The 22,138-nt window shown below is 54.1% G+C and carries 15 protein-coding genes; 8 read left to right on the top strand and 7 right to left on the bottom strand.

Annotated features, from left to right (window positions below):
• Positions 1–186: 186 nt before the first annotated feature.
• Together FYC48_RS04935 and FYC48_RS04930 are read left to right on the top strand one after the other, a co-directional pair.
• Complete coding sequence (locus FYC48_RS04935) at positions 187–2,682, top strand: ATP-binding protein (RefSeq protein WP_149495492.1); 2,496 nt, start codon at positions 187–189, stop codon at positions 2,680–2,682.
• A 167-nt stretch (positions 2,683–2,849) separates the two neighbouring features.
• A complete protein-coding gene (locus tag FYC48_RS04930) occupies positions 2,850–3,920 on the top strand; it encodes a potassium channel family protein (RefSeq protein WP_160149325.1) in 1,071 nt (356 codons plus the stop codon).
• A 79-nt stretch (positions 3,921–3,999) separates the two neighbouring features.
• Here FYC48_RS04930 and FYC48_RS04925 read toward each other — a convergent pair whose 3' ends face one another.
• The 3 genes from FYC48_RS04925 to FYC48_RS04915 all read right to left on the bottom strand — a co-directional run bounded on the left by FYC48_RS04925 (position 4,000) and on the right by FYC48_RS04915 (position 7,241).
• On the bottom strand, positions 4,000–5,244 hold the full coding sequence (locus FYC48_RS04925; RefSeq protein WP_149495490.1) for a DUF1559 domain-containing protein: 1,245 nt from the start codon (positions 5,242–5,244) through the stop codon (positions 4,000–4,002).
• Between the two features lie 68 nt (positions 5,245–5,312).
• Positions 5,313–5,477, bottom strand: coding sequence for a hypothetical protein (locus FYC48_RS04920; protein ID WP_160149324.1), 165 nt, complete (start codon positions 5,475–5,477; stop codon positions 5,313–5,315).
• An 801-nt stretch (positions 5,478–6,278) separates the two neighbouring features.
• Entirely contained in the window at positions 6,279–7,241 is a 963-nt protein-coding gene (locus FYC48_RS04915) for a hypothetical protein (protein WP_149495488.1), read from the bottom strand.
• Between the two features lie 101 nt (positions 7,242–7,342).
• Here FYC48_RS04915 and FYC48_RS28310 point away from each other — a divergent pair, with 101 nt between their 5' ends.
• Positions 7,343–8,017: a hypothetical protein gene (locus FYC48_RS28310; protein WP_235034068.1), complete on the top strand. Its 675-nt coding sequence runs from the start codon at positions 7,343–7,345 to the stop codon at positions 8,015–8,017.
• A 188-nt stretch (positions 8,018–8,205) separates the two neighbouring features.
• Here the strand turns inward: FYC48_RS28310 and FYC48_RS04905 are convergent, their stop codons facing one another.
• The 3 genes from FYC48_RS04905 to FYC48_RS04895 all read right to left on the bottom strand — a co-directional run bounded on the left by FYC48_RS04905 (position 8,206) and on the right by FYC48_RS04895 (position 12,387).
• Positions 8,206–9,585: a tetratricopeptide repeat protein gene (locus FYC48_RS04905; RefSeq protein ID WP_149495487.1), complete on the bottom strand. Its 1,380-nt coding sequence runs from the start codon at positions 9,583–9,585 to the stop codon at positions 8,206–8,208.
• 4 nt (positions 9,586–9,589) lie between these two features.
• Positions 9,590–10,954: an AAA family ATPase gene (locus FYC48_RS04900; RefSeq protein ID WP_149495486.1), complete on the bottom strand. Its 1,365-nt coding sequence runs from the start codon at positions 10,952–10,954 to the stop codon at positions 9,590–9,592.
• A gap of 218 nt (positions 10,955–11,172) precedes the next feature.
• On the bottom strand, positions 11,173–12,387 hold the full coding sequence (locus FYC48_RS04895) for a PDZ domain-containing protein (RefSeq protein ID WP_160149323.1): 1,215 nt from the start codon (positions 12,385–12,387) through the stop codon (positions 11,173–11,175).
• Between the two features lie 409 nt (positions 12,388–12,796).
• On the opposite strand from FYC48_RS04895, the gene FYC48_RS04890 reads away from it, so the two are divergent.
• From FYC48_RS04890 to FYC48_RS04870, 5 genes are all read left to right on the top strand, one after another.
• Entirely contained in the window at positions 12,797–13,594 is a 798-nt protein-coding gene (locus FYC48_RS04890; RefSeq protein WP_160149322.1) for an SH3 domain-containing protein, read from the top strand.
• Positions 13,595–13,864: 270 nt separating this feature from the next.
• Positions 13,865–14,500, top strand: a complete 636-nt coding sequence (locus FYC48_RS04885; protein ID WP_149495483.1) for a sigma-70 family RNA polymerase sigma factor — start codon at positions 13,865–13,867, stop codon at positions 14,498–14,500.
• Positions 14,497–17,019, top strand: a complete 2,523-nt coding sequence (locus FYC48_RS04880; RefSeq protein WP_149495482.1) for a serine/threonine-protein kinase — start codon at positions 14,497–14,499, stop codon at positions 17,017–17,019. The genes FYC48_RS04885 and FYC48_RS04880 overlap by 4 nt, the downstream gene beginning before the upstream one ends.
• Positions 17,020–17,051: 32 nt before the next feature.
• On the top strand, positions 17,052–18,206 hold the full coding sequence (locus FYC48_RS04875) for a hypothetical protein (protein WP_160149321.1): 1,155 nt from the start codon (positions 17,052–17,054) through the stop codon (positions 18,204–18,206).
• 62 nt (positions 18,207–18,268) lie between these two features.
• Positions 18,269–21,421, top strand: a complete 3,153-nt coding sequence (locus tag FYC48_RS04870; RefSeq protein ID WP_149495480.1) for an Ig-like domain-containing protein — start codon at positions 18,269–18,271, stop codon at positions 21,419–21,421.
• 523 nt (positions 21,422–21,944) lie between these two features.
• Here FYC48_RS04870 and FYC48_RS27605 read toward each other — a convergent pair.
• Positions 21,945–22,115: a hypothetical protein gene (locus FYC48_RS27605; protein WP_160149320.1), complete on the bottom strand. Its 171-nt coding sequence runs from the start codon at positions 22,113–22,115 to the stop codon at positions 21,945–21,947.
• Between the last annotated feature and the right edge of the window lie 23 nt (positions 22,116–22,138).

Raw genomic sequence — 22,138 nt, 5'->3', positions numbered from 1 at the left:
TTGGACGTCGACGGTTTCTCGTCAGCCTGCAAGTGATGTCTCGATCCTCCAGCGTTGGCGGGCGGGTCACAACTTTCGCCAGAAGCCGGCGGAAGTTCATTAGCTGGCGAGCCCAGCCGTCAATGATCCGTCACCAAACAACCGTCCCTTACGGGATGACTGGCGTAACGCCGCTGAATGAAGGCAATGTCCGAATTCTTCCAGAAGCTTCTCAACACCGATGACTTTCCGGCGCGTTGGTACTGCGGAAATTGGTCTGACTTTTTAGGTTGGCTTCACATCGTTTCTGATGCGGCAACATTTGGTGCCTACTTTGCGATTCCGATCGCACTGATCATCTTTGCCCGCAAGCGTCGTGACTTTCCGTATCCGAAGTTGTTTTGGCTGTTCGCATCGTTCATCTTGGCATGCGGGACGGTTCACGCGATTGAGGCGATCATCTTCTGGCACCCCATCTACCGAGTGTCAGGGTTGGTGAAAGTGATCATGGCGGTTGTCTCTTGGGTGACGGTGATCGTTTTGATCAGGCACATGCCGCAACTGATGTCATTACCATCGATTTCGACCACCGTGGAGCAACTGAAAGAGGAGATTGTCCATCGCGAAGAGACAGAACGACGCCTACGCGAAGCCAAGGACCGACACGACGCGATTCTTCGCAGCACTCGCAGCATTGTTTGGACGACAAATTCGGAAGGCCAATTTCTGATCCCACAGATTTCTTGGGAACGTTACACGGGGCAAACGTGGGCGGAGCACCAAGGTATGGGGTGGTCAGAGGCGATCCATGAAGACGACCGTGCCGAGTTGATCCGTGGATGGAAAGAGGCGGTCATAGAAGGCAAGCTGTATCAGACCACTGGCAGGATTTGGCATCGCGAAAGTCAATCCTTTCGCCGGTTCGTCGTCGAAGCGGTCCCGGTCAAAAATGCAGATGGCAGCACCCGTGAATGGGTCGGCACGATCAGTGACGTCGAGGATCAGTACCGCGCCGAAACGAATTTGGGCATCATTCGAAGTGAACTTGAACGGCAAAAGCGGGAACTTGAACTGATTTATCAGGCGGCACCGGTAGGAATGTCCTTGGTCGATTCCGATCTTCGCTTCAAACGCGTCAACGAATCACTCGCGGAAATTCACGGATTACCGATCGAAGATCATATCGGTCGATCGATCCACGAAGTCATCCCGACATTGACAAAGCAACTCACACCGATCTACGAGCAGGTGTTTCAGTCAGGGCAAGAAACAGTTGGAATCGAAGTCGTCGGGACAACTTCCGCCGGACCTCAGCGACACACTTGGTTGGCAAGTTTCTACCCGCTTTGGCTGACCCCGGAAAGCGAGCAAGATATCAGTGAAGGTTCGGTGTCGGCGGTCAGTGCGATCATTCAAGACATCACCGAGCGGAAGGCGCAAGAAAGGCGTTTAAAGAAAAGCGAAAAAGCGGCTCAAGCGGCTAGCCGTAGTAAGAGCGAATTCCTGGCCAACATGAGTCACGAAATTCGCACGCCGATGTCAGCTATTTTGGGCTATGCCGATGTCTTGCTTGGTCACTTGCATGACCCCGATAACCGCAATTGCGTGCTGATCATGAAACGTAACGGCGAATACTTATTGGAACTGATCAACGACATTCTCGATCTATCCAGAATCGAAGCCGGTAAGTTAGATATCGATCCCGAGGATTGTGCGTTACCGGAACTTGTCGCCGACATCCAATCTCTGATGCAGGTACGTGCCGAGGAAAAGGGCGTCGACTTCGACATCCACTTTGACGGGATGATTCCCAAGTGCATCAATGCCGATCCGAAGCGACTGCGCCAGGTCCTGATCAATTTGATTGGCAACGCGATCAAGTTTACCGAAGAAGGTCGAGTAATCTTGAAAGTAAAGTTTGTTAAAGATGAAACACCGCAGCTTGAGTTCGCCGTCGAAGACACCGGGATTGGAATGACCGACGAACAAATCGAACGGCTCTTCAAGCCTTTTTCTCAGGGCGATACGTCGGTCCGACGAAAGTTTGGCGGTAGCGGACTCGGCTTGGCGATCAGCCACCGGCTGGTCGACATGATGCAGGGTGAACTGGACCTCGAGAGCGAGATTGGAGCGGGATCGACGTTTTATGTGCGATTACCGCTAGAGGCGGAAGACGAATTAGAGTTAATTCGACCTAGCTTGATCGTCCGCACCGAACCGGAGGTGATCGCTCCAAAGAAGTTGCCACCTTTATCGGCAAAGATTTTGGTCGTCGATGATCGGCGCGATATACGCCACATCAGTCAACACTTTTTGGAAAAAGCGGGCGCGGATGTGACGACGGCGGAGGACGGTGGCGAAGCAATACGGATCGTCGGCGATGCCGTCGGTCGTGGCGAAGCATTCGACTTGATCGTCATGGACATGCAGATGCCCAACGTCGATGGACTCGAAGCCACCGCACAACTTCGTTCGATGGGCGTCGAATGGCCGATCATCGCGCTCACCGCCGATGCGATGAAAGGCGATCGTCAGCGTTGCCTCAATGGTGGCTGCGATGACTATCTTTCCAAACCCATCGATCACGCCAAACTGGTCGCGATGGCGGTGCGTTATACGCAGGAAATCACACCGCATGACCTGCGTACCCGACGGCTCGAACGCGCCGATCAACTTCGCGATGAACTCGAAGATCAGACGTAAGGAACAAACCGATTCGCTCAGCGGCTGCGTTGCTCAGTCCGAACCGCCGTAAGGGTCCGTTAATGACTCGGCGGTTGACCTTGCAGAACGATTTTGTTGACAGCGGTTTCGTCGCTTGTCAGGCTGCAGCGGTACCCGGTTTTTGTTATCGCAAGGGTGACCACCGAATGTCAGGATCGAGTTCGATTCACAAGATGCGTCTGGGCATGTTCGTCCTGGTCGGGACATCGGTGAGCGCTGTCATCGGCTACACGCTTGCCGGCTGGAGCGTATTGGACGCCGTCTATATGGTGGCGATCACGATCTTTGGGGTCGGTTACGGAGAGGTTCGCCCGATCGTCGACCCTGGGTTGAAGGTGTTTACCTTGTTGGTCGTGGTCACCGGATGCAGCTCCGGAATCTATGTGCTCGGCGGATTCGTACAAATGATCGCCGAAGGTGAAATCCAACGTGCCTTGGGGGCTCGCCGTATGAGTCGTGGAATTGAACAAACCAGTCAGCACGCGATCATCTGTGGCTATGGTCGAGTGGGACAAACGTTGGTCACCGAACTTCGCACGTCGGGTATTCCAATGGTGGTGGTCGATCGCGATGCCGATCGACTCGCCGAGGCTGAACGGGACGGTGTGTTCGTCGTCGTCGGTGATGCGACGGATGAAGTCGTTCTTAAGCGAGCCGGGATTGAGCGTGCTTCTGTCTTGGCGACGGTTCTCAATGGGGACGCCCAAAACGTTTTTGTGACGTTAACTGCGCGCGACCTAAATGAATCGATTCAAATCATTGCCCGGGGTGAATCAGTCGCGACCGAACGAAAACTGCTGCGTAGCGGTGCCGACCGAGTGGTCTTACCGACGATGATTGGCGCGACAAAGATCGCCAACTTGATTTCTTGCCCTAGCGTTGAAACGTTGGTCGGCGACGCGGGAGCATTCGCAAGGATGAATCAAGACCTCGAAGCGTTCGGGCTGGGCATGCTAGAGATCCCGATCAACGCCAAATCAGCGTTGGCCGGTGCGACGATCAAGGACATCGAATTGACCGGTGATGGGGGCAACGTGGTCGTTGCCCTGTGTCGCGATCACGGCGAAGTACTTCGCAACCCAAAGCACTCCGACGTCGTTTCGGCCGGCGATCGATTGATCGTTTTGTCTCACAAAGAGGACTTGCCCGCGGTCACACGAAAGGCCGCACAGGAAAGCGGCACCATGGTCTATCGAGGAACAAAGTACACCTCCTAAACGGCGGCAACGTTGTTCCTCGATCGTGACCTGTCTGCCTCGACTTACTACGCTCCCAAACGTTGACCGATTCGCGGGTTCACTGATTTAAGGGTTCGTCGATGATTTCGCGATTGGCACGCGTTCCGAGGGCGCCCCACAAGCCGTAGGGACTGGGCATCCCCGGGGCTCGGTCGGCGGTCCCGTTCCAAACCACCATTCCCGCCGTCTTGTCACCGGCTTCGATTGAATCGGTGATGAACGTGACCGCGCCGTCGCCCATCAGAATGTGGGCGCCGCCTTGGTGACGGCTGCTTGGACTGTAGATCCCAGGTCGCCACGTCCCTGGACCACTGCTGCAGACAGGACTGTTCGGTGGCAAAATGGTCGTGATCCCGGTATGCACGCAGTATCCGCTGGACCATTTGAAACCGCGTTGACCTTGGTTGCCGCCGGTCAGCGTTGCCGTGTCGGGATCCCAGAATCGTGGCCGCTCCGGATCGACGTCTTCGATACAAACCGATGGGTTGGTCATCACCCTTCCCAAGCCGCCTTCGTCGACCGATTGAGTGGTCACATGGCGATCACCGAGGTGCGTGTTCATTTCGCCCGCCATGACGGTGTTCGAGAGTCCGTCCAGGACATCGCGGAACCGTGTGTAAATGCGTGGGAAGAACATTCCGCGGCACGTTGACTTAGCTCGTGGGTGGGCGGTGTTATTGAAACTTCCGTCCTGGTTCCGACCACCGGTGTTTTGAAACTGCAGCGCATCGCCAAGGCAGACGCCATAGTTGACACGCGATTGTGCCGGCAATCCCTGTCCGGGGTCACTCGGACACCGAAGCATAGGAATCTCGGTCAGCCATGGATCGTATTGGTACTGACCATGTTGGGCGAGCGACATGTCAGCGTTAGGCCCCATCGCACTAAACTCGTACTGCCCCGCTGCCGACGCCGGTTCGCGGACGCGGAACGGATTGCTAATTTGATCCCACAAGCCTTGCTGTTCGAAGAACGGGCAGAGCTGAACTTGGGCACTGAGATTGTGCAGATTGTTTCCACCGTACGAACCGCCAATCGTCCGCGGCTCTCGCGACTGTGGATTGTTCGAGCCATGGACCCGGGCAGTCCCACCGCGGTTGGCAGGCAACATTTTATAGGTCGAATGGTAGTTGTGGATCGCAAGGCCGATCTGTTTGAAGTTGTTGCTACAACTCATCCGCCGTGCGGCTTCACGAGCAGCTTGCACGGCCGGTAACAGCAGGCCCACTAAAATGCCGATGATGGCAATCACGACAAGAAGCTCCACAAGTGTGAAGCCATGACGAGACGAACGTTGGTTCATCAACGCTACCTCCAGAAAAGAGCAAAAGAATAACGCCGCGAGGGCAGAACGATTTAGATTGAGTTCGTCTATTCGCTTCCCGCCGAAAGTTCGTCTTGCTCATCTTCGAAGTCATCGGGATTGTCTTCGCGTTCCTCAGGGTGATCGTTCAAGTACTGCTCGATCTCTCCCAACTCCGGACCTTGGGCTTCCGAGTCCCCTTCGCAGCCGACCGCGAAAAACAAACCAAGCATGATACACACTAACGACGAGAGAAGTTTAAAAGACTTCATTGATCCGAGGTTCTCCAAAGACACCATACGGGAAAAGTGAACGTGTAGCGGCTCAAACCAGGGCTCGGTAAGACAGGGCTGGCAAGACTTTCGCAAAGAACGCCACACTGTGCTTGTTCCATTTGAAATTATGGATGCAAGTCTTCAGTCGACGGGCACTAGCACCAATTGTTGCTCAGAAGCCGTGGCTCACGCCGAGCGGCTGATCCCGATTTCAAGTGTTGACAAAACACGAGGTTCAAACAACAGAGTGTGCCCCCAACTCAAGCTAAGTCACTACGTCACTCTATCGTTAAGGACAGCGCGGCCGTGCACAAGTGAATTCCGAGGCAACGCGATGAATCGAACAGCATTTTTGTGGCGTGAATGCGCTTCAGCACCAGTTCGAAAACCGCAGACCAAACATGCTAGCATCGGAATTGGGATGCAAACATGATGAAGAACGCGTCCCGCTATAGATGCTCTGCCTGGACCGCTTGCTTGGATTCGGAGTTTTAGTCGATGGGTGTTAACCGCGGTTTCTAAAGAGAGTTTCTACAGAAAACCCGTCTTACGTCCTGACGAATATCCGCGATAAATGGCACGCGGCTAACCCGACGATCAGAGAAAGACACAACGCTGTTAAAGACACTACGCCGTGCCGCCTGCCTCCAGATTGGCCGACACCGGTGTTCCGATAGGATCGATATTGTTCGATCATCCGAGAACACGATTCAGGATGATACGAACGGATGTTGGCCAATGTTGGCCAAAGACGAAGCGTTAAAACAGCTGCCAAGCCTTCGCTTCAAGCTCACGTTGGAGCTCCGGATCATCGGCACGCGCGAGTAAATCATAGTACGCGTAGGGATACTTAAAGACATGTCCCAGTCCTAAAGAACGATCACCACGTCGCTGCCAATATTCGGCATCTTCGGGACGCAAATCGGTTTTCTGGTGATCCTTGATCTTTCTAGCATCCGGTTCTGGCCCTCGACGTGTGACGGTGACGTACTTGCGAAATGCCGTACGACAACTTTCCGCCCACTCGAGATCCCCCATCGCGGCAAGTTCAATGATTGACTGACCGAACGTCAACATGTGTCCTGTGAATCCTTGGCCGTGACCGGCAAAGCGATCAATTGCATGACTCGCCTCGGTTAACACGAAGCGCGCCGCTTCTTTTTGGTCTTGGAACGATGGCGGGTCGACGTCGGGATCGGGATCGATATCTCGCCAAGGTTCGAAGAGCTTGATCAGACGACAAACGCCATCGACCCGTTCTCGGGTTGCGAGTTCGGGCATCATACGAAACGCCTTGATCGCGTGCATAGCAAAGATCACATCGTGCCCGACTTGGCGTAGTACGCCGCTTCCTTCGGCGAGCGCCTTGCCCACTCGCTCGGTCGCATCCTCGACGCGATCACCTTCCGGAAACGGCTGGCAAAGTTTCGATGACGCCCAGTTGAGATCAAAAAGTTCGACAATTCGCTGAGACGCCGTTTCGTCGAAATGATTGTTGACACACATCAGGTGCGCAGAAATCATTGAGGCACCGCGATGCCCATCGTTGAAGTAATTTGTATCAGGCGACCGAGCTAGCGCGTTGAGCCCAAGCTCTATCAGTCGTTTGTTTTCGATCGAAGCGATCTCGGCCCGAAGATCGTTCGGCAGCGTCGCATAAATGCCGGTGACCATCGCCCCTCCGGCAACGACAAATGTTCGACGATTAGGAGTCGCTCGCATCTTGAGAAGCCTTTGGCAAGTCTTGGCGGTTTAACTTCGGATCACAATGAACGGCATCGGATTTTAGCTGATACAGCCGGTGGCTGCGAACACGAACGACCATGAACGGCAATCAGTCGGTGTGGTTGGTCAACGGCCAATCATTTGTGTCCTACTTCGATTTGATTGGCGAAATTGTGTCTCTGAGCCTGTTCGAGGCGACGTGGGTTAGCGCCGGAAGAAGCAGTTCCTACGCAGCCAAGCGTCCTCTGATTGCGGCACTGGCACACGTGTTGCACATTGATCCGGGCTGGGTTGAAGAGTCTGGCGTGTCACTGCGACCGACCTCTCTCAATCGACGCACGCGGGAATCGTTATCGACAGGTTCACTGTCTTTTGATCACGCGAATACCTCTATGAAAAAAGGTCGAATCATGACTACCGATACGAATACCAATCCACAAATCGAAGCACAACTTGATTCACTCGCGACACACTGCTGTGACGTCTTATTGGGCGAAGAATCACTCGCGGATGATCGGTGCGACCAACTTCTCCGATCATTGCTAATGTCTGGTTATCGCAACAAAGATGGACGATCGATCCAAGTCGAATTGGACGAGCGGGTAAAAGAAAAATGCGGAGAACGAGCGATGCACCGTGGCGGTGAATTGTCCTCGATTACGTCGAAGGTCGAGAAACGCTTCACCGAGATCGCACGGTGGGAATCCAAAAGCCCGAAAGACGACACCGACGATACGAAGCCGGCCAACATCAGTTCCGCGACCGACGCGTAATCTGTGCACCGTGGTGATTTCCCCATCGAACGCGACGATGATGGGGGACGACGCCGTGAAAGCTGGCGTCTTTGATCAAGGTTAGCCGCACGGCGCTGGCAACCATTACGCCGCAGTTACCACAAGATCACGACAGCGTTGATCGAAGTCAACTGACACTCTTTCAGTCGTCGCGGGTCAATTCCCACCTATTTTTCAACCCGATTGAAGTAGTCCGAGAGCCATGTCATCGCGACGGCTGGCCAAAGGAAAAAGTCGTTTAGCCGATTCTGGGATCGGTAGTATTGGGCGATCTGGAGTAGCTTACTTTCTTCGTCGCCACTCGGAACCGCGTCGTCTCCATCACGTAAGGCGACTTCCTTTACAAAATCCAACATCTCTCGCAGTGAGCCAAGTCCTTCAATACCAGTATCGATATACCATCGATACCAATAAACACTGGCAACGGCGAAGATCGCAATCACGGCGATCGCAGTCAACTTGCGTTTCGCGCGGCGAGAAGTATTCAGACACACGGCGACGGGCATCAAGAGAATCGCATAGTAAATGACATCTTGTTGCCGCAGTTGGGTAACGATCGGCCCAGACAAAAAGATTGCCACGGCAACAAGAGCGAGAGCGAGGTAGGTCGTGTCGGCTTTTCGTTCATCGGTGAGAACCATCCGTCCGTAGCGACTCATTCGCAACAGCAGATCGAATAACGGACTTGCCAACCACATCGAACCGACAAAGGCGAGGTAGCCGAGAGCCAGGAAGCTGCCAAGGGTTTGCAGCGAGCTTCCCGATGGCATGCGTACCAAAATTTGCAAGACTACGATCACACCGATGAAGGCGAAAAGCTGCGTCTTTGGCGGAAATCGGGAGACCCAAAGCATGTAGCGAAGAAACTGGCGATAGACAATGTTCTTTGCCTTTAGTGATTCGATAATCCCGCTTCTCGCCCATTGATTGTTCGGGTCGAGACGCAACGCCTCTTTAAAGTGTTCGGCCGCTTGTTGGGGCTCGCCCCCATGCAGTTTGTTCCACCCGCTGTTTGCGTGCGTGACCGCGTCTTCGGGATTCTTTGCCAAGACCGAATCGATCGTCGCGCCGGCTTCTTCGCGCCGGCCGAGACGTGTCAGCGCGATCGCCCGGGAGTTATTGCAGCTTTTATGATCGGGATCGAACTGCAACCCCATTTCGGCCGACTCGAGTGCGTCCTGCCAGCGATATTGCTGGAGCGCGATGAGACTCTTCAGACTGTGAAAATCGGGGTCGGTCGGATCCAACTCCGTCGCTGAGTCTACCGCCGTTGATGCCTCGTCATACCGATCCCGTTCATAGTAAACCGCGGCAAGCGTGTAATGGGCATACGCGTTGTCCGGTTCCATCGCGATGCCGCGTTTGGCGAGTTCCGTTGCCTCACGGTTCTGACCTTGGACGCACTTGATATGCGCCAGCATCGAATAAGCGGCACCATGATCGGGATCGAGTGCGATTGCTTTGCCTAATTCTTCTTCGGCAAGATCGTAACGATCTTGGGCGGCCAATAGTTGCGCGCGACTGATTAGCGAGTCGTACTGATCCATGTTTTTATCGCAGCTTCAGGTAATCCAGGATATCGTCGTAGGCCCCACCTTGATTCGAAAAGAGGGCATAATTCTTTGCCGTCGAAAACCACTCGCTCGTCGAAGGTTTGACCTTCGACATCGCTTGTTGAAGGTCTTTGGTCGTGAGCGGTTTGGGGATACCTTCCTTCATTGCTTCCGACAATTTGGCTTCGATCGCAACGTCGACGACGGCCTTTAAGTCAGCACCGCTGAAACCTTCGGCCTTCTTCGCCAAAGTTTCGTAGGAGACTTTATCGATCGGTTTTCCGGCGAGCATGATTTCCAGGATTCCGGATCGCGCCGGCCGGTCCGGTGGTGGAACGAACAAGACTCTGTCAAAACGGCCGGGACGACGAAAGGCGGAATCAAGATGCCAAGGGGCGTTCGTTGCCGCGAGAATTAATACGCCTTCGTTGGATGCGTTGATACCGTCAAGTTCGGAGAGGAACTGATTAATCAGGTGACGACTACCGCTTGTTTTCATGTCGGTACGCGAAGCCCCCAACGCGTCGACCTCATCGAAAAACAATACACACGGCGAATTCTTACGAGCCTGTTCGAATAACGCGTGAAGTTGCTTTTCACTGTTGCCAATCCACATATCAAGAATCTGGTGAATCCCGACCGACATGAACTTCGCATTGACCTGCCCTGCCGTCGCCCGTGCGAGGTGTGTCTTGCCGCAACCGGGCGGCCCATACATCAAGATTCCACCGCCGATCGATTTGCCGTACGCCTTGTAAATTTCAGGGTGCGTGAGCGGATGAATGATCTTCATCCGAATCTCTTCCTTGATCGAATCCATTCCGCCGACGTCATCAAACGAGACTGTCGGACGTTCGATCTCGAAAGTCGATTGAGGTGTCAATTGCTGATCACCGGCCGGCTGTGCTTGCCGCCAGGGCTGTGATTCGGGATCCGATGGCTCTCCCCACGCCGGGGCAGGAAAGACACCTAATTCTTCCCCCAGTGCCTCGTCAACTAAATCGGGATCTTCATCAATTGCCGAACGGTACACGTTGGCCGCTTGTCGCGTTTCACCACCACGAGCGAGTAATCGCGCTTGTAGCAATAACGCTTCGGCATACTTAGCGTCTTGCTTACCGATCGTTTCAACCAAGACGATTGCTTCGTTGTCTTTTTGTTGCAGATAAAACGCATTCGCAAGCGCTAGTTTCAACTCCGCATGGTCAGGGCGGTTGACGAGTCCTGCTCGCAGCAGCGTCTCCGAGTCCTCATATTGCCGCAGACCGAGAAGGATCTCGGCCAGATGCAGGCGTAGAGGCACGTTGTCGGGCGAGACTTCCAACGCCATCCGCAGGCTCTCGATCGTCTTCTGGTCGCTCATTTCTTTCCGCTGGGGTGATTGGGATCATGCTGAGTATAGCGACAACCGGCGGCGATCTTCCATGTGGGCAACTCGTGGCCGAAAGTGTGATCAAGGCGATGTGGTCTGACCAAAAAAAATACCCCGGCCAGTGACCGGGGTACTTTGATCGGGCCGTTCGAGTCGGCCACATCTGTCTATAAATTAATTTCTGCTTTCGCCGAATTATTGTTCGAGGCTTACTGTTCGAGGCCGAGACCGTTACCTGCCGATTCCACCGTTTCCCGGGCGGCATCGGTTGCATTACGGGCGGCATCAGTCGCCGACTTCGCAGCTTCGTTAGCGGCTGCTTCGGTCGAGCGGACGGCGTCCCGTGTTGTTTGCGAAGCTTCCGCAGCAGCTTCGCGCGCGGTACTGGTCGCATTCTCAGCGGCAGCGTTCACTTCGTTGGCTGCTTCGTAAGCTTCGTTTTCAACGTTATCCGAAAGCGTTTCGCCGCGTTGACGAGTTGACTCGATTGCTTCGTTACCAGTCGTTTGAATGTCACGACGCAAGTCATCGATGGTGGTTCGCAAACTGTTGAGCTGCTGCTCCAGCTGATTGACTCGATTATTCAAGTCGCGATTGCCACGCATCATTCGGTTGCCATTACCGGTTCGCGATTGGCTATCCATTTTAGCACCGAGCGATGCCGTCAACTCTTGTTCCCGACCGTCACGTTTGACAACCAATTGCATATTGGTATCACTCTCCGCATCCGCGATTCGTTGTCCCAGTGCTTGTGGCGATTCAATCTTTTGGCCGTCGGCGGTGACGATCACGTCGCCAGTCCGTAGACCGGCTTTTGCAGCCGCGCTGCCTTCGACCACACTGGTGACGCGAACCCCCTGATCGGTTTCTTCGATCGCAGCACCGAGACGCCCACGTTCTGAATGGCCTTGATAGCCGACATGCGCGTTGCCTTGGTGCCCATAGTATTGGGCGTGGCTCTGGGCGCGGTGATCACTGCCGTATTGACCGCCTTGCGATGCTGAACCGCTGTAAACTGCTCGATTATTGTTATCAAGGTAGAACCAGCGACCGTCGTTGGCTTGATACATCGTTCGTGATTGACCGCGTACATCGCCACGATTACGGATGTAACCTTGACTGTCGGTGTAGACGCCCGCGTTACCGCGAACTGCCCCATCGGTATACGCTCTGTTTTCAACCGAGCGGGCAGTTTCGTTGATCCCGTCGCGTACGGCTTGATTTAAATTGTCGCCACGGAGCACGCCACCGGTGGCACGTCGGATGCCATTGCGAAGGGCGTCTCGCGAATCGATCGTATTACCCGGGCTGAGCCGATCTTGTACAGCATCACTGATCGCGCCACCAACATTCTGGGCTTGGGCTGCGGGCATCATCAGTGCGACAGTGGTGCCAACGGCAGCGATTCGAGTTCGAAATTTCATGTATGTCTCCTTGAAAAGGTGGAAGGGGAAAACCGCACCGCGTGAGCGAACCATCCGATGCCAATCGATCTGTCTGATTGAATCCAAAACGTCTCGCCTTTCAGTCGCCTCGTGCTTTCTTCTTGAAGTCAACTCGGTTGAGGTACTGATTGAGACGAAGCTGGTTTGAAACGCTGGCCTGGTGGAAAAGGTGTCGTACCAGGGCGGGCGGTCTGGGTTTAGAAATCTGCAAACGGAGTTCCAATCTCTCTCGATCAGGACAAGTTTGACGGCAAGATTTTTCGCTGGCAGAGTCCCTGCAACGTGACTTTTGCGGTAAGAAACCGCATGGATCGACTCCTCGATTGACATTTTTTTCCCGGCAATCAATCATTCGAGCACCGAGAACTCGTTCAACCTGATGAAGCTAATGCGTACGCCTTTAATCATTCTGTTCATCTTTGGATCAGCCATTGTTGGGCGATCGTCCGAACCGGAAGAATTGCTGCGGCAAGGAATCGACAACTACCAACTTGCATTGGAAACGACCGATCGGGGGCAGAGAACTGAACGATTTGAAATCGCCGAAACCTACTTCAAGAAGGCTGTCGAATCGTCGACGCAGCGTCCGACGGCGGAGCTTTGGATCAACATCGGAAACGCTGCGCTAGGTGCAGAGAACCTGGGGTCGGCGATCATCGCCTATCGTCGGGCGATCGCAATTGCTCCCGGCAACGAGAAGGCGAGGCAGAACTTACTCCACGCCAGATCACTGCTGCCCGATTGGGTTCCGGTCCCTATCGAAGACACGATGTGGCTGGGTTGGCGATGGAACCGGGCGGCCAGCGCCACGAAGAAAACTTGGTATGGCATTGCCGCGTTGCTGTTTGTCGGATTCGCGATGGGTCTGGTGATCAGACAACGCGGCGTGTTCGGCGAGGGGGCAATCGTAGGTCGGGCGTTGCCAACGATCTTGTTGGTCGTTTGGTGCGGGGTGCTAGCAATTGGTGTCGTGTCGTCACCACAGCGGGATGGCGCGGCGGTCGTCGTCGTCCCGGATGTGATCGCTCGGGCAGCCGACTCCCCTGCCGCACCGGCGCGATTGAAAACCCCACTTCCAGCCGGCGTCGAAGTGACTGTCTTGGAAGAACGCGACGACTGGGTCCGCGTCGGTTTGGCCAACGAGCAAGACGTGTGGATAAGGCGATCGGAAATCGAGATGATCTAGAACTTCCTGTTTCGGGTTCGACTCATCAGCCAACTAGCCTTCGACGCAGTTATTGCACGGAAACCGTGGCTAACACCAATCGGCTAATCCTAATTTCGGATGTTGACGAAGTACTGGCCCCCTATCATTGCTAGCCTCTATCGTTTGGGGAGTTGATCGCCAGAGGGGAAATCGGCGACTGTTTGTAAAAAAGCGGCTGTGATGCAGAAACACTCGCCCCAAAATTCGCACTCTTGGGGTGACCGTTATGCAATCTTCAAGGCAAATTGAGTGGCGATCTCTTCGACTGAACAGATTGAATCTGCGATCGAGCAGGCTCGAAATCAGGGCGGGGACGCTCTGGGGTGTTTGCTGCAAAGTTATCGCAACTACATGTATCTGCTTGCTGCTGCGCAGTTAGGAAAACAATTGGGCCAACGCGTCAGCGCATCTGATGTGGTCCAAGAGGTGATGTTGGCAGCTCAACGTGACTTTGAAAAGTTTCGCGGAAGTTCGGCCGGCGAGCTATCGGCCTGGCTAAAAATCATACTCTCACGCGCCCTCGTCCGCGAATTTGAACGGCATGTCGAAGCGGGCAAGCGGGATGTGCGGCGGGAAGTTTCGCTTGATGCGATCGCGGCCGGATTGGAATCGAGCTGTACTCTGGCTGCGTCAATCTTGCCGGGACGAACACCGGATCCTGCCGAAATTTTGATCGCAGACGAAGAATCGCGGCGAGTGGCAGACCTGGTTGCGAGCTTGCCGGAGCATTACCGAACCGTGGTCATGTTAAAAAACTTTGTTGGAATGGAAACCGAACAAATCGCTATGCAAATGGGACGTAGCCCCCAAGCGATTCGGTTACTTTGGATGCGAGCCTTGCGGGCTTTAAAAAGTCACTACGAAGCGGAATTCAACGACGCATGAAAGCGCAACCGACCGAGTTGACGGACAATGACGATCTCTCTTTTGAAGGAAGAGTCGCCGAGCTTCTCGAAGCATTCGTCCAGTCGGGAAGAAGTACTGACGAAAGTGAAATTGAAGCGTTCATCGCTGCCAATAGTACGTACGCGGGTCCCTTGCGTGAATGCCTTGACGGCCTGGCACTGCTGCATTCGGCAGTCGATCCTGTCGATGCGCCGAAACCGCGTCGTGTTTTGCAACCGGGTGACTTGCTAGGTGATTACGAAATCATCAAAGAACTTGGCCGTGGGGCGATGGGTGTGGTGTACCACGCCCATCAACGCACCCTGAATCGACCGGTCGCGTTAAAAGTATTCTCACCGGTTTCGTCTTCGGACCCGGCACGTGTTCAGCGTTTTCAACGTGAGGCTATGGCGGCAGCTTCGCTTGAGGAACCTAACATCGTCCCCGTCTATGATATCGATCAGATCGACGGAGTTCAATTTTATGTGATGCGTTTGATTGATGGGACAGCACTCGATTGTCCGGGATGCGCCTATCGTCAGCCGCCGTCCGACCAAGACGAACAAAATCGTCAACGGGCGATCGCATCCTCGTTTGCGGACGTCGCTTCGGCTCTGGCGGCGACCCATCGCTTGGGAGTCATCCATCGCGACGTCAAACCATCGAATCTTTTGCTCGACAGATGGGGAAAGGTTTGGATCAGTGATTTCGGCTTAGCCCGCGTTTCCTTCCTGGCCAACCTGACAGTAAGCGGTGATGTGGTCGGCACGTTGCGGTACATGAGCCCGGAACAAGCAAGCGGGCGAAGCGAGGCGATCGATCGCAGAAGTGACATTTATTCACTTGGCGCGACGCTTTATGAAGTCGCCACACGATCACAGATCTTTTCTGAGTACGATGGCTTGCGACTGTTGCGGCAACTTCAATCTGGATTCCCACCCCCGATCGAGCAGACTTCGACTGGCCCCTGCCACGCGGTTCCTATCAATCGTGATTTGCTGACGATTGTCAATCGTGCCATGCGACCGGACAAATCAGACCGGTATGCCGATGCCGATGAAATGTCCGCAGATCTGAAACGATTTGCCGCTGGCAAGCCGATTGTGGCGACACCGGCTTCATTCATCGAACGCATGCGTGGATTGAGTCGACGTCATTCGAATGTGATCACTGCGATTTGTTTGATCACAATCGCGTTACTGTCACTCTCGTTGATCCACAATTTGATACTGCGCGGCGAACAACTTAGAACCGAATCGGCTTTACGGTCAGCGGCAACCAACTACGACCAAGCCCGTGCTGCTGTCGACAACTTGGGAATCGAAATCGCCGAGCAGCTGGAGGGCATTCCCGGTTCCGAAGCAATCCGCCATCAGATTCTGGAACGGTCGCTACGGTACTACCAACGGTTTATCGAATCGTCACAGTCCGATACGGAGCTTGCCGCCGAAGTCGCGATGACACACTGGAAGATCGCCCGGTTGCTTACCAAGCTAGGTGAGTATCAAAAAGCAGATCTCGCTTATGAAACTGCAATCGAACAGTTATGTCAGTCCACCCCACAGCGCGGGCAAACAGACTTGCATCAGGCTCTCAACGAACGTGCGATGTTGCGTTCTAACGCCGGTGACCATGCTGGTGCACTCCGGCTCTTACGTCAAATCAAACTTCCCAAAGACGCCGAGAGTGAAGCGAATCAATACATCCTTGCGATGACCTTGAATCATTTCGGTATCGTCTATCAACGGCTCGATCGCATCGACGATGCGATCACATTAATCCATCGTTCGATGGATCAATTACGCAACCCAGCATCAATTCCTCACGATGCCGCCAATCTCTCCTCCGGAACATTTGCTGCACGTCAAGTCGGAACGCTCGCCGATGCGATGAACAACCTCGCGGCAATCATGAGCGATGCGGGGCGATCGGATGATGCTCTTACTTTGGCTCAACAATCAACCCAACTACGCGGAACCTTACCACTGACGCAGCAGAGTTTTCCCCGCGTCGCGATCGGATACAGCAATCTCGGAACGATCAACCGAAGCATCGGGGCGAATGCGGAAGCTATCAAGGCTTTCGAGGCTGCGATCGAAGCGTTTGAAAAAGCGATTGATCGTTTGCCGCCAAACAATTTTCCCGTTGGCGAGACTTCCCAAGCTAAGACGCTCCGTTGCCACTTCGCGATCACGCTCAGCAACCTCGCGATGCTCCTACAACAGGTCGGCCGACCTCGCGAAGCCGAGCAACAATTACAAAAAGCGATCACAGTGCTACAACCGACTTTCGAATCTGATTCCGATGACGCGTCTGTGCTAAATCTGCACGCGAATTTGATCGGTAACCTTGCGGCACTATTGAATCAACAAGGGAAACCGCATGAAGCGTCCCGGCTACTAACTCGGACTCGGATTGGTCCGGAGAGTGAATTGCGATCATCGGCGCTGAATAAACACCGATCTATCAACGATCAAACATTCCCCACCCATCTGATCACACTTGGTTTAGGACTATGAATCCCTTTTGCAAATCTCGACGCCACTTATCGGTGCAATCGCTCGAAGGGCGAAAGTTGCTTGCTTCGTTAATTTCACAGCTACCACCGATACGGGTCGCAATGAATGAAACGGTGATGATTGTGGATCAGTCCGGACGAACCGAGGAACTATCTGGCGCCACGTTCCAAGGTTTGAAGCAATTGGAGCAGCTTCATGAAATCGCCAAAGAGACGGCGCCCGCCAACGTCGAATCACTTACCGACTTGATATGGCAACAAGCGATCACCCGACCGTCCCACAACACAAGTTCGACACCCGACCTTCGGCAAGCAACTGATCTCGCCGCTGCTGGGTTCCAGGTGGTCGGAGATGATCCGTTTGGAACGCCATTGTCGTTTTCTTACCCCACGGAATCCGTTCGCACTTCATCCGATGTTGTGAATGAACTTCAAACCCTTGATCCGGTCGAACCGAACTTGCCATCGGTCTCTTCCTCGCTGGAAACGAGTAGCGGGGATCTTGTTGACAGCGCATGGGATGATTTCAACGGCATTCCGAGCGACGCAAACTCGAATGCCCGCGAAGACGATCAATTGCAATCGGACGTTCCGTCGGCCTCCGTCGTGGATAATTCGGCGGACGTTGCCGCGGTGATGAATCCGACCATTCCGACGACAAACCAACACGATCTAAGCCGCAGTGGTTCTGGGAAAGCAGACTCTCACGCGGAGTTGATCGGCTTGAACCTTGATGCCGACGCGTGGCCGAATCGCCACACGGTTTCAAACGCACAAGAAGACGTCTCGATACATGTCATTGAGCACGGCATTTCTACCGTTACAACAGCAGACTCCACTCCGGCTGTTGCGATGCACTGGTTGTCACTTGACGGAGTCAACCTGCTTGAGAGTTCCCCGGCGCCTACCGAGTCATCGCAGATCCCCTCCGAATTCAATTCCTTTGGAATCGTTCAACTGATCTCCGGCCAGCAGGTAACCGTGGAGAGTAAGGCGAATTGGCCGATCATCAAAGCCTTTTCGGTAGAAGCCGAACCGACCATGCGAGGCTTCGAATCGTTCACCCTTCGTTGGCAATGGTCGTTGTATTCGGTCGCCGCGGTTGTTCTGGCTGGCTATTTGTACCGCTCCCACGTTCTTCCGCAAAAATGCGAAACGGACCGGCGTGATCTCTCACTCTTTCGTTAGGTGACGTTCGCTTGTAACTGTTACTCCGCAAAACCCCCGACTGATCCGAGATGAGCCCCCTGATGAGAACGAAAAGAAATCGCCGTCTTCGTCTTGATTTTCTCGAAGCACGTCGACTGCTTGCCGTTTACTCTGCTTCTCCTGAGATTCCCGATGGCACCGACGGAAGTTTACGGGCGGCTTTGGTAGCGACCCAATCCGGTGGCCATGATGATACGATCCAACTGACCGAAGGAATTTATCGGATCAATGCGGGAGACCTGCGAGTCGAAGAAGTTGGCAGCCGATTGGAAATAAGTGGGGCAGGTAAAGATACGACGGTAATTCTGATCGAAGGTGACTCTCGTTTTCTGGACATCGATTTCGGCGCCCGAGTTGATCTAAGCGGAGTGACGGTGCTCGGCGGCAGTGCTTCCGAAGGAGGGCAAATCCGATCGGCCGGCCAACTATCGATTACCGACGCCGTCTTTCATGGCGGGGAAGCCTTACTCGGAGGAGCAATCTTCAACGGTGGGGTGATGGAAATCAATGAGGTGGAGTTCTGGCAGAATGATGCCGCGTGGGGAGGGGCGATTTGGAACCATGCTGGTGCGCGGATTCAAGGCACGGGTTTAGTGTTTGTATCGAATACTAGCACGTCGCCTTCCAGCGGTGAGCCAGAAGATCTTGTCGAACTTGGGATCGTTCCGCCGCCGATTGCGGGAACGATGGAACATTTCTTCAACCGCCCCGGCGGCGCCGCCATCTTCAATGCCGGGCAATTTGAAAGTCACGGATTGGTTGTCGCACAGAACCGAGCCGAACGTGGGGCTATCGTGACCAACTTTGGTCTCGACGCGAAGATGGAACTCGAGGAGACACACCTCTACTTCAACACAGCGCCGGGCCACTCGATCGTTGCCAATTTGGATGGCGAGCTTACTATCGTTGCATCTGCCCTTTTTGAAAACTCGGGCGGAAACGGAGTCTTAGCCAATCACAACGGTATCGCTGACCTTTATGCCGTTTCGCTATTCGACAACTTAGTATCGGGATTCGGAACCGTATCCAGCATCGGTCATTTGCGAATGGAAAACGTTTCGATCGTCAACAATAGGGCTGATTCGAACGAAGCATTTTCATCGGAGTGGGCGCGATCGTTTACGGCAGGGTTGTTTGTCGCGAACCAATCGCGATCGACAACGGAGCTAACTGGGGTACTGATCGACGGCAATACGCAGCAGTCCGCCATGTCACCCGGGACGGTCGCATTTCCGAGAGAACGCACGCGTCCTTCTAACGCCATCATATTGAACGGAACGCTTGTTTCGGGCGGCGGAAACCGTTTTGGCCAGTCAACCGAGATTGCCAACAAAGTCACCAGCATCAGCGACTCATCCAAAGCGGCGGATCTCTATCTCGATGACATCGCCGGAAGTGATCAATCGGCCTCCTTCGAGCTTCTTGAGCCGGGAACCTACGATGGGGTTGTCGGAGTCGCTCCCGCAGGAACAAGTCGTCTTGTGGATCTCTTGCCGACGACCTCACGCAGTATCGATGGCAACGGAGATGGGATTGCCGAAGCGGATGCCGGTGCCATTGAATTCAATCCAGTATTAACGCATCCCGATGCACTGCCAGTTCCTTTCCGAGGGCATCGAACGCTCGACGAAGATACCTCGGCCGTCGTCACGTTCGACAACTCGATCGATACGGATGCTGCCCTAGGGAGCCTTCTCCGCGAACCATCGGGGCAATGGAGTTATACCCCGCCTGTTGACTTCTTCGGTTTTGATCGGTTGGTCACACAATCTGCTTCAGGTGCGATCTCTGTCGAAATCATTCAGGTAGCTCCGGATGCCGATTCCCCGCATGCCCAAAACGATTCTTTCGTGGTGATCGGAAGGAGCGAAATGCGAATCGATTCCAACGCCACCGATGCTGACGACTCAAATTCAACAGCCGACAGAAACATCACACGAACGAAGCTCGATGTTTTGCGAAACGATACTGCCGGACCGGATGGAAACCGCTCTTTACGCGTCGTCGACGTTAGCGAGCCCCAACACGGCAGCGTCGCGCAGCTACATTACTCACCGGACCCTGGTTTTGTCGGTGTCGATTCATTTACCTATACCGCGATCAATGCATCTGGATTGACCTCCACCGCAACGGTTCAAGTTGAAGTCCTCGACCCACAACAACTTTCACCGGTCGCACAATTGGTCGCGCACTTCGTTGATGCGGACTCCAACCCAATCGAACAGATTTTCGTTGGCGAGACATTCTTTGTGGAACTGGAAATCGCACTTCTTGCCGACCAGTTTGAACCGGTCCCCAATGCAGGCTTTCTTAATAACGCTACGGCCGGAGTACGAATCGAAGGGACTATGGTTGAGATAGCGGAATCGTATTTGGAGGATACGGATAACGGACCACGAGAAGTTCCGGTTCAGCCGAAATCAATGTTGCCAGGCGGTTTGGACTATTACCCTGCCAGTCAAAGTGCCAACCAGCTTGACGAGAGCACGCTCGAATTCCGGGCAACGGTCGGAGCGATCGGCGGCGTCCGCCAAGGTCGTTTCTATCGTATCCCGATGGTTGCCAATGCCGCCGGACCGGTATCGATTACGTTTGATGCCGCCTTGGGAGATTTCGTTCAACTTGCCGGCTATGGCCCCTTACCGCATGATGTCGTTGTCTCTAAAGGTGCTGAAATCGATGTCATCACGGTAGATGGGAACGAGCTAACGCCCGAAGACGTCAATGGCGACCAACAAGTCACGGCGCAGGATGCGTTGATCATCATCAATTCCCTGAGCCGGATGACCGCCGGTGAAGGTGACAGCATTCGTCAATCTGCGTTTCAGCTTGACGTCGATGGGAATGGTACGTTGACAGTACGTGACGCATTGCGAGTGATCAATTATCTCGGTCGGCAGCAACTCTCCGCTCGGTCCAGTTTAGCTGCATCAACACAAGCGTCCGGAGAATTAGTCACCCCGGCAAGCCGTCCATTGCAGCCCAACTATGCTGGCGAACCATCACTCATCAAGACGACGCCTATCGCTCGACCAACAGATAAAGTCTTTTCGACTTGGGCCATGCAGCCGTCTTTCGACGCCGACTCGTACGATAACAAAGCACCGGAAAACAACACCGAATTTTCCGATCAGGAAAACCAGGCGGCCCGGGCTGGGCTTACCCTGCTAAGTGAAGCCACACGTCAACTCTGAACGTACGGTGCTTATCGTGTGATCTCTTTTAGCATGATCAAATTTTTAGTTATCATGCAGCTCTCGTGTTTCGTTCTAACTCGATTTCAAGATTAGCCTCATCGCGTTAGCCACGGTTTCGGTGCAATCACCGGGGCTAACGCCCGTCGGCTGATGAGCCGCCCCCTCATTTTCAGATCGAACGAAGCTCTACGTTTGACTTCTCATCGCCTAAGCATGACACTAAGCACCGATCTGAAACCTGTCAGCTTAACGCATCTGTGTCGAGCTACTTTGCCAGATTTAGCAAGGGCGCCGCGATAACCTGCGTCAACACCGCCGGCTGCATGCTCACGATTCGGTAGCGGAATACGCAGAGAGTTTCGATTGGTCGTTTCGTCGGAACCGGTGATCCGACCGTGTTAGCGTCGGGCCGGCGTTGAAAAGCGAGGCCCGCGGCTAGCGTTGTCGACTCACTAGTTGGCGATAGCGGTTTTCAGATAGGTTTCAATGCTACGTTCGTTTTCAGTGTGACATCCGATCGCTAATTGACGATTTCAATGATCCAAATCTTTGCGTCTAACTCTCGTCGTAGTGCAATCCAAACCTCGTCGTCTGCCGCGTCCAATTCGACGAAGCCACTTAGATTAACGATCATCGCACTTGGCATTTGTTCGATGCTGCCGGTAATCGGATTGGCCCAATCAGTTGCCACGAAACAAACGCGTCCAAACGTCG

It is taken from the genome of Roseiconus lacunae, from assembly GCF_008312935.1.
Lineage (GTDB): Bacteria > Planctomycetota > Planctomycetia > Pirellulales > Pirellulaceae > Stieleria > Stieleria lacunae.
This window is presented reverse-complemented; position numbering and strand designations above follow the sequence as displayed.

Excerpts from the sequence above, each read along its gene's own strand:
- FYC48_RS04935 (WP_149495492.1), top strand. The coding sequence starts at position 187 with ATGTCCGAATTCTTCCAGAAGCTTCTCAACACCGATGACTTTCCGGCG.
- FYC48_RS04930 (WP_160149325.1), top strand. The coding sequence starts at position 2,850 with ATGTCAGGATCGAGTTCGATTCACAAGATGCGTCTGGGCATGTTCGTC.
- FYC48_RS04925 (WP_149495490.1), bottom strand. The coding sequence starts at position 5,244 with ATGAACCAACGTTCGTCTCGTCATGGCTTCACACTTGTGGAGCTTCTT.
- FYC48_RS04920 (WP_160149324.1), bottom strand. The coding sequence starts at position 5,477 with ATGCTTGGTTTGTTTTTCGCGGTCGGCTGCGAAGGGGACTCGGAAGCC.
- FYC48_RS04915 (WP_149495488.1), bottom strand. The coding sequence starts at position 7,241 with ATGCGAGCGACTCCTAATCGTCGAACATTTGTCGTTGCCGGAGGGGCG.
- FYC48_RS28310 (WP_235034068.1), top strand. The coding sequence starts at position 7,343 with ATGAACGGCAATCAGTCGGTGTGGTTGGTCAACGGCCAATCATTTGTG.
- FYC48_RS04905 (WP_149495487.1), bottom strand. The coding sequence starts at position 9,585 with ATGGATCAGTACGACTCGCTAATCAGTCGCGCGCAACTATTGGCCGCC.
- FYC48_RS04900 (WP_149495486.1), bottom strand. The coding sequence starts at position 10,954 with ATGAGCGACCAGAAGACGATCGAGAGCCTGCGGATGGCGTTGGAAGTC.
- FYC48_RS04895 (WP_160149323.1), bottom strand. The coding sequence starts at position 12,387 with ATGAAATTTCGAACTCGAATCGCTGCCGTTGGCACCACTGTCGCACTG.
- FYC48_RS04890 (WP_160149322.1), top strand. The coding sequence starts at position 12,797 with ATGCGTACGCCTTTAATCATTCTGTTCATCTTTGGATCAGCCATTGTT.
- FYC48_RS04880 (WP_149495482.1), top strand. The coding sequence starts at position 14,497 with ATGAAAGCGCAACCGACCGAGTTGACGGACAATGACGATCTCTCTTTT.
- FYC48_RS04870 (WP_149495480.1), top strand. The coding sequence starts at position 18,269 with ATGAGAACGAAAAGAAATCGCCGTCTTCGTCTTGATTTTCTCGAAGCA.